Source organism: Mucilaginibacter corticis, from assembly GCF_007558865.1.
Classification (GTDB): domain Bacteria; phylum Bacteroidota; class Bacteroidia; order Sphingobacteriales; family Sphingobacteriaceae; genus Mucilaginibacter; species Mucilaginibacter corticis.
In genome coordinates, this window is record NZ_VLPK01000003.1 from 427903 (window position 1) to 441110 (window position 13208).

Annotated in this window: 11 protein-coding genes; 1 reads left to right on the forward strand and 10 read right to left on the reverse strand. The window is 41.6% G+C overall.

Features of this window, described 5'->3' with window-relative positions; all coding sequences use genetic code 11:
* Positions 1 to 36: 36 nt before the first annotated feature.
* The 9 genes from ccsA to FO440_RS17260 all read right to left on the reverse strand — a co-directional run bounded on the left by ccsA (position 37) and on the right by FO440_RS17260 (position 10722).
* Positions 37 to 2514 carry a cytochrome c biogenesis protein CcsA gene (ccsA, locus tag FO440_RS17220; protein WP_144249521.1) on the reverse strand — a complete coding sequence of 826 codons (2478 nt, stop codon included), beginning with the start codon at positions 2512 to 2514 and terminating at the stop codon, positions 37 to 39.
* A 13-nt stretch (positions 2515 to 2527) separates the two neighbouring features.
* Positions 2528 to 2938: a cytochrome c maturation protein CcmE domain-containing protein gene (locus tag FO440_RS17225; RefSeq protein WP_144249522.1), complete on the reverse strand. Its 411-nt coding sequence runs from the start codon at positions 2936 to 2938 to the stop codon at positions 2528 to 2530.
* Between the two features lie 101 nt (positions 2939 to 3039).
* Positions 3040 to 4713, reverse strand: a complete 1674-nt coding sequence (locus FO440_RS17230; protein ID WP_144249523.1) for a gliding motility-associated C-terminal domain-containing protein — start codon at positions 4711 to 4713, stop codon at positions 3040 to 3042.
* Positions 4714 to 4905: 192 nt separating this feature from the next.
* Positions 4906 to 6345, reverse strand: a complete 1440-nt coding sequence (locus tag FO440_RS17235) for a Glu/Leu/Phe/Val family dehydrogenase (RefSeq protein WP_144249524.1) — start codon at positions 6343 to 6345, stop codon at positions 4906 to 4908.
* A 152-nt stretch (positions 6346 to 6497) separates the two neighbouring features.
* Positions 6498 to 6707 carry a CcmD family protein gene (locus tag FO440_RS17240; RefSeq protein ID WP_144249525.1) on the reverse strand — a complete coding sequence of 70 codons (210 nt, stop codon included), beginning with the start codon at positions 6705 to 6707 and terminating at the stop codon, positions 6498 to 6500.
* Entirely contained in the window at positions 6708 to 7382 is a 675-nt protein-coding gene (locus FO440_RS17245) for a cytochrome c biogenesis protein (protein WP_144249526.1), read from the reverse strand.
* Between the two features lie 42 nt (positions 7383 to 7424).
* Positions 7425 to 8648 (reverse strand): carboxypeptidase-like regulatory domain-containing protein, encoded by a 1224-nt coding sequence (locus tag FO440_RS17250; RefSeq protein WP_144249527.1) that lies wholly within the window; start codon positions 8646 to 8648, stop codon positions 7425 to 7427.
* Positions 8649 to 8760: 112 nt separating this feature from the next.
* Entirely contained in the window at positions 8761 to 9978 is a 1218-nt protein-coding gene (locus FO440_RS17255; protein ID WP_144249528.1) for a carboxypeptidase-like regulatory domain-containing protein, read from the reverse strand.
* Positions 9979 to 10038: 60 nt separating this feature from the next.
* On the reverse strand, positions 10039 to 10722 hold the full coding sequence (locus tag FO440_RS17260) for a heme exporter protein CcmB (RefSeq protein WP_144249529.1): 684 nt from the start codon (positions 10720 to 10722) through the stop codon (positions 10039 to 10041).
* Positions 10723 to 10788: 66 nt separating this feature from the next.
* On the opposite strand from FO440_RS17260, the gene FO440_RS17265 reads away from it, so the two are divergent.
* Entirely contained in the window at positions 10789 to 11274 is a 486-nt protein-coding gene (locus FO440_RS17265; RefSeq protein WP_144249530.1) for a methylated-DNA--[protein]-cysteine S-methyltransferase, read from the forward strand.
* Here the strand turns inward: FO440_RS17265 and FO440_RS17270 are convergent.
* Entirely contained in the window at positions 11258 to 13192 is a 1935-nt protein-coding gene (locus tag FO440_RS17270) for a hybrid sensor histidine kinase/response regulator (RefSeq protein WP_144249531.1), read from the reverse strand. The two genes, FO440_RS17265 and FO440_RS17270, sit on opposite strands and share 17 nt — an antisense overlap.
* Between the last annotated feature and the right edge of the window lie 16 nt (positions 13193 to 13208).

The window sequence follows — 13208 nt, forward strand, 5'->3', positions numbered from 1 at the left end:
GTAAAAGCCCTCCCCTTTGGGGAGGGTTGGGAAGGGTTAAACAGTCTTCAACTCCTTATTCCTTCTAAAAATAGACAGCAATATCCCAATAACCATAATGATAGTACCCGACCACAAAAAGTTAATATCCGGAAACTGGATGGCGCGCATAACTATCCACTTTTTGGCGCTTTCAGGTTGCTGATAAAGTGTGATCTCTACCTTGCCTTTTTGCGGCAACACCTTGGTAAAGCGCAGTTTCAGTCCGGCATCTTCTACCTTTCGCGCAAAGTCAAATGCGTTGTTACTGCGGATCATATAGATCGGTTCGGCATCATAAGTTTTACCGTTGGCATTAACCTGTAGCTTAGCAGATATGGCTACATCTTTATCGGTAAGCGCTATATCCTGTACCTTGTCTACCTTGCCTATGCTCTTTAAAACAACATAGCCATCCCTAAAACGGATAGTATCACCTACCGCTACTTCGTAAGGTATCGGCGCGTCGTATTTTTTATCGTCGTCGGCTTCATCATGGCCTGCTGCTTCTGTGCCCTCGCCAACTGCTATGGCGTTAGACATATTAACGTGGGTGTACAGATCGCTAAATAAATAATGCTTGGTATCCGGCGACGAGATCAGGCCCATTTTGGCATTAGCCTGCGCGTTGGGTTTCAATAAAAACTCTTCGGTAACCTTTCCTGCCGCGTCTACAACTTTATAGTTTACTTTAAAATAATGATTTGGCACCGCTATCGAGTCGCCTATGTAAGTAACCGTATATTTACCCATTACTACCGGGGTATTTTTATACAGTATGATATTTTCGCGCGGATTATTTTTCACCTTAACAAAATCCGCCCCGAAATCCTGTCCGGTGGTATTTTCAGAGATCACCTTGCTGGTACCTGCCGATATCAGCGCGCCTACCATAATCAGCCCGAAACCGATATGTGCCACTGCCGAACCTGCAAGTTTAAACTTGCCTTTAAAAGCATCTATCAATACCTTTCCGTTAGCTAATACTGAATAAATAGCGCCAACCATGATCAGGATAAATACAAATTGCAGCTTATTCGCACCCGTAAGGTAAATAACCGGCAAAGTAATTAGTGCGGCAACTACCAAATAAACCAACGTAGAGATAAAGAATTTAACGTTGTCTGTTTTCTTGTATTTCAAGAATTGCGTAAAGCCGGTTAATAAGGTTATTACTACTGCGAACGAAGCCTGTACAATATTATAATGCTTTACAGGATCTGACGGTGGTGCCAGTTTGGTACCGAATATGGCGTTCCACACGGGGATAGATGACACTACCACAAGGTGAAAGCACGATAAGCATAAAAATATCGAACCTACAAACATCCAAAACTCCCGTGAGTAAGTTTCTTCATCCTTGGTGGTGCGTGGTAATTCTTTCCAGCGGATGGCTAATAGTACGATAGTAAGAATTAAAAATACTACAACATCTACAACTAAATGCCAGAATATACCGGCATCTACAAATGAGTGCACAGATGTTTCGCCCAAAATACCGCTGCGGGTTAAAAACGACGCGTATAATACCAGTATAAAGCTTGTTAACGTTAATATAGTGGCAGTAATGTATGAGTGTTTGGTATTTTTGTAAACGATCATTACGTGTACAGCACCTACCAGTACCAACCACGGGATGATAGAGGCATTCTCTACCGGGTCCCAGGCCCAAAAGCCGCCGAATGAAAGTGACTCATAAGCCCAAAACGCGCCCATGATAATACCCGTACCTAAAACCATCATCGCGAATAACGAGTATGATAATGCAGGTTTGATCCACTCGGTATAACGTTTTGTCCAAAGCCCGGCAATGGCGTAAGCAAAAGGCACCACCATTGATGCAAAACCCAAAAACAACGTTGGCGGGTGTATCACCATCCAATAGTTTTGCAGTAAGGGGTTCATGCCGTTACCGTCCTTTATATAGGTTAAATAATTATGGTAAAGCGCAGGGTTGGTAGCAAATATGGGTGCAGATTGTTTAAGATCAATAGCCTCGCGCAGCAAAATAAATGGTGACGTACCTATGCGGCCTCCCAATATTTCAACACCTATCAGCATTGTAGCCAATATGGCTTGCGATAAGGCTATCACAGCCATTACCGGGCTCTCCCATGATTTTGCCTTGCGTACTAAAACGCAGCTTAACACAGCTTGCCAGAAGTTCCATAACCAGAAACTTCCCTCCTGTCCGTCCCAAAAACTTGAAATGATATAGTGGGTGGGTAATGCTCTTGATGAGTGCTCCCACGCATAATAATATTCAAAAAGGTGATTAATAATGATATAATACAAACAAGCACCTATGCCTACTACAGATATAGCGTTAACATAAATACCGATACGCCCTAAACGTTTCCACGAAGTATCGCCGGGATTGGTAGTTGCAAAATAGTAGCTTATTGCCGCAAATAATGACGAGCCAAATGCCAGTATAGTAAAAAACTGGCCCAGGTGGCCCGGTAAAAGGTGTTCGCCTTTAAAAGGATTATCCATTAAAAATAATATGTTATATGCTGGCCTGTTTAGCTTTGGCCTCTGTAATTTCTACCTGATCTTTGGTGTATTTAGATGGGCATTTCATCAATATATGCATTGCATGAAATTCGTTACCTTCCATTTTCCCGGTCAAAACAATTTGCTCTGATCGTTCAAAATCCTGTGGTTTAGAGCCGGTAAACACCACCTTACATTCCTCGCCGTTATTATCTTTCATATAAAAAGAAAAATAGTTGGCATCCTTGGTAGCGTCATATACTAATTTTTTATCTTTATTAAGATGACCTACTACATGCAGTTCGCTATTGGTATTGGCAGCATCTTTAAATGAGCCGTAAGTGCTTGAGTTAGAGTAAACACTTATGATAACAGCTATAGCAATAGCTATAACAACAAGGCCAAATATGGAAGATTTTTTCATTTATGGTTTATTTCCTGTAACAAAAGTTTACAAAAGTACAAAACGTACAGGGAATAATGTTTATTGCTAGCGATATATACTATTTAGAATCAATCTTAATACTACCGGATAATTTCTACATATCCGCTTTTGGTGATCTTGGTATGATAGTAGGTATCCAGTCCGGTAAACAGCCAATAGTAAGTACCGTCAGGCAAGGGGCGGTTATTTAAATTACCATTCCAAAGATCGGCCTGCGACTTAGCGTTGTAAACCAACTGCCCGTACCTGTTATATACATTCAGGTTATTAAACTGCACAAAGCCTTCAATGTGTAAACTAAATGTATCATTCACCCCGTCGTTATTGGGTGTAAACAAATTGGGAGCGGCAATAACATAAGGTAATGGAGGTAAAATAGTAATATCAACACTTGCAATGCTTACACATCCCAATTTATTTTCAACCTTAATATAATATCTCCCTGTTTTATCAATGGCCGTATAATTCTTAATCGGTATGGTAGCGGAGGCATCCATGTAATAACTATAGGTCAGGCTATCAACCCTGTCAAAAGCTGTGGTAATATCAAAAGTATCCGGATACCTTACAGGCGACGGCTGATTAACTTTTATAAAGGGAGCCGTTAACTTAACATGTGTAGGCAGCGTAACGGTACAACCATCCGGACTAAGCCCTTGTATAAAATAAGTACCGGGTAAGGCCACCCTTTTGGGGTCAGGGATGGGTGTACCTGCTACGTCAGAAAAATAGCTATATGTTAAACCGGGTGTGCTCCCCGCAGTTATATAGGGCGCCGTTAAGTCGACACCCGTTTCAGGGCATCCACTTACAGTATCTACCAAATTTAACTTATAGCCGTTGGATATTTTATTGATGACAGTGTACAATATGTCTTCGCAGCCAACGTCAGGGTAAGGCGTAATCTTTAAAGCAATTTTAGTTAAATCAGGCGGTGGCGGCGAGATCTCCAGCGTTTGGCCCGATCCTAGTTCTTCTGTCATGTCGCCGTTATACCATTTGTAATCTAAAAAACCCACCGGTCCTTTTAAAATAATTTCCTTCTCTCCCTCACAATATGCATTACCACCTATAGGTTGTGCCTGGTTTGCTTCATCAATATCAAGGTATGCGTAGCCAAAGTGTTTGTGAAAGGTACAGTCGTTGGTTGTAAATTCAATCCGCATTTTTTTACCTGCATAAAGCCGCATATCTAAACTTGCGGTTGACCAGTTTTTGAAATAAACGGGCGCGGGTGTACCGTCACTATCTTTTAGTACACGCTTAGATAGCTGAAAGCCCGGCAACTCAGAGCCGGCCACAAAATCAAACGATGGACAATCAGCATACTTATCATCTGTAACATCATAAATGCGAGCAGTAAACCGGGGCTGTTCAAAAAATTTATGCGGCGGGTTTTGCAAAACTACCGCGTAGTTAAAGTTGATGCTATAGGAATATGCTTCAGCAGGTACAACAAAACTGTAAGAAACCCTTTCAGCCTGGGCACCGGCCGAATCATTGCCTAACCTGATAGAATAGTTACTGCCATTGGGGCAAAGGACCGGGAAACCACCATAATAATCAATTTTACCGGCAGCATCAAGCTTACCGAATACGGTATGACGGCCCGGAATTGGGTTGGAGGCGCCCACAAGAACAGTGCTTGAGGTTGAATCGGCGTTTACAACTACCCTACCCGCAGCACAATTCCAATAGTTAAAAGAGCCATCCTCAAAGCCGATATTAGGCGGTAATTGAGCAAACGCCCTCATACTTATCAACAAGAATAAGACAAACAGGTACCTGGTCACTATAATTGGCTTAACAGTATGAATTTACGAAAACATTTGTTTACGTATCCTCTTTTTAGTTAATACGTTAGCTAACTAAAAACCGTTGCCCGGCAGTAAAAAAGGGCAGACTGATAAGCCTACCCCTGTTTGTCTTTACATTTGATCTTCTTTTTATGGCCAGATACCTAAGTTTTGGTATGATACTGCTATTTTATTAATAACGCCAACCAGGGCCGCGGTGCGCAGGCCGTCTATTTTTTCATTTGATTTATAAACCTCTCTTATCTCGTGGTATGAGCGGATCATGGTGTCTTCCAGTCCTGAGTTTACCAGCTCTAATTCTGACGCGCCTTTAACTATGGTGGCGCGCTGAAGCGGGGTTAAAGCAAGGCCGGTAATTCCCTCAACCATGTTTACCAGGTTAAGGTTTGAGTTTTCTTCAAACCTGCGGTTGATACGGCCAAATGCCACATGCGACAGATTTTTTAACCACTCGAAATAAGACACGGTAACACCGCCGGCATTAGCGTACATATCCGGCACTACTAAACCGCCCATCTGGTAAAATATGGTTTCGGCTTCAGGACTGGTCGGACCGTTGGCACCCTCTACAATAACCTTCGCCTTTATGTTGCGGATATTGCTAACGGTTAACTGGTTCTCTAAAGCGGCAGGCACCAGGATATCGCAAGGCTGCTCCAGGCCTTCCAGGGTGTTTTTAAATTCTTTTTTAGCACCGGGGTAACCCAATATTGAGCCGGTTGCTTTACGGTGCTGAAAAACAGCTTCAACATCCAGGCCGTCTTCATTATAAATAGCGCCCTCGAATTCGCACAAGCCAACTATCAAAGCGCCAAACTCGGCAAGGAACTTGGCAGAATAATAACCCACATTACCTAAGCCCTGCACAATAACCTTTTTGCCGGAGATGCCGGGTGTTAAACCTATCTTCTGCATATCCTCGGCCACGCTTACACATTCGCGCGCGGCAATGGCCACGCCCCTGCCGGTAGCTTCGCGGCGACCCTGTATGCCATGCAATGCTATAGGCTTTCCGGTGACTGCGCCCATGGCATCTAATTGGCCGGGATTCATGGTAGCATAGGTGTCGGCTATCCAGCTCATTTCGCGCTCGCCCGATCCATAATCAGGTGCAGGCACGTCAATACTGGGGCCTATAAAGTTTTTCTTGATCAGTTCTACCGTATAGCGGCGGGTAATATTCTCAAGTTCTTGTACGGTGTAGTTTTTCGGATTTATTTTTATACCGCCCTTTGCACCACCAAAAGGAACATTAACAATAGCGCACTTGTAGGTCATTAGCGCGGCAAGTGCCATTACCTCGTCTTCGTTTACCATTTCGCTGTAGCGGATACCGCCCTTTGTTGGTGACTGGTGGTGCGAGTGCTCTACGCGCCAGGCATCTATCACTTCAAAACCATTACCCCTGCGGATAGGGAAACGGAAGCGGTAAACGCTGTTGCATGATTTTATCTGGTCTAATAAACCGGCGTCGTGTTTGGTAAATTGTGCGGCGTAGTCAAAATTGCTGCATACATCAGCAAAGAAATGAGTATCCAGGGTTAAGGATGATGAATTAATGGTAGCCATAGCTCGATGTTATAAATATGAATTTGTTAATAAACGATGCAAATTTGATACATATTTTATCAAAATCGCAATTTATTATCACTGATGACAGTATACTTATATCAACAACAGTATGAAAACTATGTTTAAACAGCTACGGACTATTTTTCAGGCTATTTTTCTTTTTCGATTTTTTTTAACCGACGGTCTATTGAGAACAGGTAAATTGATAATCCGGCAAAAATTATAACAATTGTAGCTATAACAACATATATTTTACCCGAGCTGCGAAATGCATCGGCCATTTCAACAGACTGTGGTTGTTGTGCAAAAGTTGTCACGAAAGACAGGAGTAGTAATAATAAGATAAGTGACTTCTTCATTTAATTTATGTTGTTTCTTTTGTTCTCAATTAAACGGATACGGTAACGCAAGGTGGCAATCCAAACTGCCATAAAGCTCCAACCCATCATAGCAGGATAAAAAGCCAGTTTCATACCGTTATCCAAATCATATTTACCAAATGCAGGGTTACCGCCGCTGCCCGGGTGCAATGAATCTGTTAACCGTGGCAACACAAATATCAGCACGATCATTATCGGGAAAGCGAATATGTTGTAAATGGCAGAGATCTTTGCCCGCTTTTGTTCTTCGTCTATCGAGTTGCGTAATACCAGGTATGCGCAATACAGTAAAAAGGCTATGGCGGCGCTATTTTGCTTAGGATCACCGCTCCAAAACTCTCCCCAGGTATATTTGGCCCACATCATACCGGTTATCAACCCCATGGTAAAAAATACGAGACCGGTATTTACACATTCAACAGCTGCCAGGTCATACTCTTCTTTACCTGTATTTAAATATTTGATGCTAAAGTACACCGAGATCGAAAATACAGATAGCATCCCCATCCACATAGGTACGTGGAAGTACAGGTTCCTTATAGTTTCGTGAAGAACGGGTAACTTAGGAACAGGCAGTATTAAACCGGTTATAAACGTAGAGAGTATCAGCAATACTACCAGTACCTTCCACCAAGTTTGATATATAAATTTCATGTTGATTAGTTGGCAAATGTAGTAATAATTTGTATTGACCGCTTATTTATGTTGTGTGTCGTCAAAGCTTTGCGTCGGCACATAATCAACCGGCAACAGCTCTGATAAGCGCGACTGGCTCCAGGTACCTTCATAAAGCGGCTCACCGTTTATCACTATGCCATTTTTATCAAATAAAGCATAAGGATTTTTATTGTCAGGCAGCGTAATTACACTTATCTCATAATTAGGCATATCCAGCGGCCTGAAAATATCTTTGTAATTAGCCTCATCACGTTTGCGGGTGTACATTACGTACAAGTAATTTGGGAAGGTTATGGCATATATACCAGGTGTTGGTGTGGACCTCAATAGCTCGAATGAAAAATAAGGGATCTGCGTAAGCCGGTCCATATAATATTTTGAGAGATTAGCTATCTCAACCCAATGATTGGCAGAATCAATACGGTTAATACTTTTGAATTTGTTTATTTTCTGGCGGATCACCTCATCAGACGGGCGGGTGGGGTTAAGGTACCTGGTTAATCGGTGTACTTCAAACCCCTCTTCTTTCAATTTATCTGTATACAACGACCGGTAAAAATGCATTGCCGATCCATAATAAGCAATATCACGATTTTTAGCCCAAAGCTTTTTTTGACCGGGCGAACCCGGCAGATCTTCAAACAACCGTTCGCCACCATAGGTGATTATGTTTGCAACGCCGTCACTTTTAAAATCCTTGAGTAAAAACTTAACCCTGTAGCCAAGGCCGCGGTTTTCTATCACTAAAAACTTATCGGTCTCAGCCTCTAAGATCAGTTTTCTTTTGCTGTAGGTAAAGTATAAAGCATCGGGATTCAGGATTTGGCAAAGCTTCGCGTTCTCATCCGTACCTATAAATTCTTTTTTAAATTGCTCGAAATTTCTTCGCCAGTCTGCTTTACTGTTGGTTGATATCACCACCTCTCTTAACTGGATGGTCTTGGGCTGCATTTCAACATCCACGTTTATGGACTCGTCCCCTACCTGCACCTTTTTAACAAAGTCTTCAAATCCAACCGCAGTTACCACAAGGGTATATTGGCCCGGTCTAAGCTTAGCTAATTCGAATGTACCGTCGTTAGCACTGATGGTGCCGAATGATGAGTTGCTTAAAAAAACACTTGCCCTTGCTACAGGCGATTTAGACTCTTTTGTTACGATCTTACCGGTAATGCTTACACTTTGCGCGACAGTAAAAACAGGCAACAAAATACACCATACCACTAACCGGAAAAACCGCATAGATAAATTGACATTAAGGTTTTTTTAAAAAACGCTAATTAAAACATTTACCGCTAAATTATTGATCAAAAGAAACATAAAAAATGTTAAATACAGACATTCTAATCTCGTTCTAATCTTTACTTAATGGAACTTGGGGCTGTTTGTTATAGGGGGTGTAATCAACCGGTAATAATACAGAGATCCGGGCCTTTGACCAGTTACCTTCATATAAAGGGCTATTGCCTACAACCGTTCCGTTACCATCAAGGGTTATATTGGTGTTGCCATTTATCAGGCTTACAATGGTTGTGGGATAGCTCAGATCATGAGGAACATGGTATACATCCCTGTAATAAGTATCGTCCCAGCGCATGGTGTACACTACATATAAATGATCAGGGAACGAAACGTTGGTTAACCCCGGTTTGTCCGAACTATGAACAATATCTTTCACAGCAAACGGCCCAAGAAACTTTTGATGAGTGTAGTGCGATGCTTTTTGCATCTGTGTCCAATATAAAAATGAATCGTCCTTAGCATCTTTGGCTTTTTCCAAATTTTGCTGTATCACATCATCGGCAGGGCGTTTGGTGTTAATCTCGCGGCGCAAGCGGTAGATCTTGAATCCTGCATCTTCCAGGCTATCTTTAAAAAGCGACCTGTAAAAATGCATGGCCGAGCCATAATAAGCTTCATCACGCTTTTGGTGCCATTTTTTTATTTCATAGCCCCGGCCGGGCAATTCTTCAAAAACTTCGTTACCACTGTAAACTACATTACCGGTAAGTAATTCGCTTTTAAAGTTTTTAAGGAGAAACTTAACCCGGTAACCTAAAGCATGGTTTTCAACGATCAAAAACTCGTTGGTATAAGCCTCAAGAACGGTTTTATTTTCTGTATAACTAAAATTCAATACCTGCGGGTTAGTTATTTTACAATCCTGGGCATTATCATCCGTACCTATAAAATCCAGTTTAAATTGGTCAAGGGCCTTCTTTTTATCGGCTTTTGAAATACCTGATATAACAACCTCTTTTAGCTGGGTAGTTTTTGGCGACAATTCGATATTTAAGTTAACAGGATTATTGTTTAATGTGACTACCTCTGAATGATCTTCATAGCCTACGGTAGAAACTACCAGGTTATACTGACCCGGCTTAAGCCCGTTCAGGGTAAATGCCCCATCCTTATCCGTCGAGGTGCCAAAAGACGAATTGCTTAGAAAAACACTTGCCCCGGCTATCGGCGTTTTTGTATCTGCTGCAGATATTTTACCTGTTATCGCTACATTTTGCGCCAGGGTAATTACAGGCAGCAACATCAAAAACATTATTCGGAATAATTTCATGCGGAAGAATTATACGCTTGTTTTAAAGTTTATTAAAACGCACATCGGGTGTTAGTATTGTTAATCTCGCCATAAATATGGAAAGAGTAATAAAGCTGTTGCTATCACTATCGCGTTTATGGCGCAAAGCGCTCCTATATCGCCATAGCTCAGGCTACGCTCAATGCCGTCCATAGCATTTTTGCTCAGGCGGATCAGCATTAAAATAACAGGGATAATAACCGGAAAACTCAATATAGCCATTAAAGTACCGTTATTGCCCGCTTTTGACGCGATGGCAGATATCATGGTAAACACAGTAGAAAAACTGATACTGCCCAAAATCACTACCAGGAAATAAAACAACGGATCGCCAATGGTATTGGTAAAAAAAAGCAGGTAAACTATCAATGCCAATGTGCTGAGTAACGACATCAGCAAAATATTGTAAATAGTTTTTGAAAGGATAATAGCGTGCGGGCTGGCAATTGAGTAATAGTACAGCAACCTGTTCTTACTCTCCTGCATAAAACTTTTGGCTATAGCGTTAACCGATGCAAACAAAATAATGATCCAGAACAGCACATTCCACACCACTTTATAGCCCTGGCTTTTATCAAAACCCGGTGTTAGGTTAAAAGATATATAACATATAAACACCGTAGAAACTACATACAGCAACACGCCGTTAAACGCGTATTTTGATCGCCACTCCAGCACTACTTCTTTTTTAAAAAGCTCCCACGTTTGGTCAAAGAGTTTCATGGGGTAAAAATAGTGATTAGAGATTAGTTAATTGGTGATTAGTTAAAAAGGAAGTAATTTTACATTATGCCAGTTACCTATTATAAAACGCCCGTGGGCATTTGCTCGATAACAGAAGAAGATGGCTTTATAAGCCGGGTACATATTTTGGATGAAGAACACGAGCCTACCCCGGCAGAAACACCTTTACTAAAAGAGGTTGTAAAACAAATGGACGAATATTTTGCAGGCACACGCAAGGTATTTGATTTCCCGATAAAACAGGCAGGCACTGATTTTCAGCAACAGGTTTGGCAGGAACTGTTAAAAATAGATTACGGAACCACTATCAGTTATAACCAGCAATCTCAACGGATGAAAAGCCCGCTGGCTATCCGCGCTATCGCGTCGGCAAATGGTAAGAACAACCTTTGGGTTGTTGTACCCTGTCACCGGGTTATCGGCTCAAACGGCAGCCTTACCGGTTACGCGGGCGGCTTATGGCGCAAGCAATGGCTGCTTGAACATGAAGCTAAAATTATGGGTATAGGCCAGACTAAACTGGCCTTTTAACCAATAAGTTTTCTATTTTTTTGTGCAGTTGAGCAGATTGAAATGGCTTTGGTAACACATCATCCATACCTGAATCTAAAGCTTCCTGCTGCTCATAATCAAATGACGCGGCCGACAATGAAATTATTGGAATGCTGCGTTTAGGCTCATCAAATTCGATCCTTATTTTTTTGGTAGCCTGGTAACCATTCATTTCCGGCATGTGCGTATCCATCAATATGATATCGAAGTCTTTTTCTTTTAGTTTTTCAAGTACTTTAACACCGCTGTTTACAATCTCAACATGCGCATCCCAATCCTCTAAAATTTTTGATAAGAAAAACTGGTTAACCAGATTATCTTCAGCGACAAGGATTTTCACGTTGGTAAACGGTGTGAAGTCTTCATCTGCAACTATCGCTTTTTCATTTTTTGGTTTATTTGCAATGGTGTACCAATTAGTAAAAGTAAAGGTACTGCCGCTGCCGGGCCTGCTCACCACAGTAAGATCACCGCCTTTAAGATGGGCCAGTTTTTTTACTATGGCTAAACCTAAGCCTGTACCGCCATATTTTGCAGCCGTATCATCTGAGGCCTGTTCAAAAGACTCAAAAATATCATCCAAACGATGTGCGGGGATACCGATACCGGTATCTTCCACCTCAAACTGAAGCTGTACGCCATCTGTTTTTTTATCAAGCATCTTTACTTTGAGCTTAACATGCCCGCGCTTGGTAAACTTAATAGCATTACTTAACAGGTTCATCAGGATCTGGTTCAATCTCAATGAATCTATCATCAGATACTCAGGGATAGTGGGATCCATATCCAAAAAGAACTCTACACCTTCTTCATCAGCTTTAAATTTAAGCAAACGATATACGGAGTCAACCAGGTCTGAAAGTTTATTGGGTGATCTGATAATACTGAATTTCCCGGCATCAATCTTTGAGATATCCAACACATCATTGATCACGCCAAGCAATGATTGCGAAGAAACCTCTAACAGATCAAGCATATTGCTTTGCTGATCATTTATATGTGTTTTGCGCAGCAAAGAAGTTAATCCTATAATACCGTTAATGGGCGTACGCAATTCATGGCTCATGTTAGCCAGGAAAGTTTCTTTTGTTTTCTTACCGTACTCGGCCAGTTCTTTTGATTTGATCAACTGGTTCTCATAACTTTTTTGCGGCGTAATATCATTGATATTAAAAAACAATGTTTTGTTGCGATACGCTACACGGCATTCCACAAATATGGGGGCCTTTGAGAAAGTAGCAAACTGATAATCTAAAACTGCCAGGCTAAGGTTTTCTTTTATGATCTCACCCAGGCGTTTACGGAAAGGCAGCTTATCTTCTTCAACAACCGCGTCAATGATGCTTTTGCCGATCATCTCAACCGGTCTAAAGCCGAGTATGGTTTCAACAGCCGGGTTAATGCTTTTTACACGTAGTGTTTCGGCATCGACAACACAAATAATATCAGCCGAGTTTTTTACCACCAAAGCAAAATTTTCAAGCTCATCATTTTTTTGTTTTACCTCGGCCTGCGCGCGGGCAAGCTGTATAAATGAATCTACCTTAGCAGCAGTTACATAAGGGTCAAGCGGTTTGTACAGATAATCAACCGCGCCGACACCTAAGCCTTTAACGGCATATTTGGCATCTTTTGATATCGCGGTAACAAACAATACCAATATATCCTTGGTGCGCGGGTTTGATTTTAGCATTTCTACAAACTCAAAACCATCCATCTCGGGCATTTGAACGTCGACAAGTGCTATGGCAATATTATTTTCCCATGCGATTTTAAGGCCATCGTTTGGCGATGTGGTGGTGAAAAGTTTTATGTCGTTTCGGCTTAACAGTGCCTCAAGCGCAACAATATTTTCTTCTCTGTCGTCAACAATAAGGATATTTACAGGGGTGGGCATTTGCAATTATAAACGT

Coding starts and splice junctions, on each gene's coding strand:
- ccsA (WP_144249521.1), bottom strand. CDS start 2,514: ATGGATAATCCTTTTAAAGGCGAACACCTTTTACCGGGCCACCTGGGC.
- FO440_RS17225 (WP_144249522.1), bottom strand. CDS start 2,938: ATGAAAAAATCTTCCATATTTGGCCTTGTTGTTATAGCTATTGCTATA.
- FO440_RS17230 (WP_144249523.1), bottom strand. CDS start 4,713: ATGAGGGCGTTTGCTCAATTACCGCCTAATATCGGCTTTGAGGATGGC.
- FO440_RS17235 (WP_144249524.1), bottom strand. CDS start 6,345: ATGGCTACCATTAATTCATCATCCTTAACCCTGGATACTCATTTCTTT.
- FO440_RS17240 (WP_144249525.1), bottom strand. CDS start 6,707: ATGAAGAAGTCACTTATCTTATTATTACTACTCCTGTCTTTCGTGACA.
- FO440_RS17245 (WP_144249526.1), bottom strand. CDS start 7,382: ATGAAATTTATATATCAAACTTGGTGGAAGGTACTGGTAGTATTGCTG.
- FO440_RS17250 (WP_144249527.1), bottom strand. CDS start 8,648: ATGCGGTTTTTCCGGTTAGTGGTATGGTGTATTTTGTTGCCTGTTTTT.
- FO440_RS17255 (WP_144249528.1), bottom strand. CDS start 9,978: ATGAAATTATTCCGAATAATGTTTTTGATGTTGCTGCCTGTAATTACC.
- FO440_RS17260 (WP_144249529.1), bottom strand. CDS start 10,722: ATGAAACTCTTTGACCAAACGTGGGAGCTTTTTAAAAAAGAAGTAGTG.
- FO440_RS17265 (WP_144249530.1), top strand. CDS start 10,789: ATGCCAGTTACCTATTATAAAACGCCCGTGGGCATTTGCTCGATAACA.
- FO440_RS17270 (WP_144249531.1), bottom strand. CDS start 13,192: ATGCCCACCCCTGTAAATATCCTTATTGTTGACGACAGAGAAGAAAAT.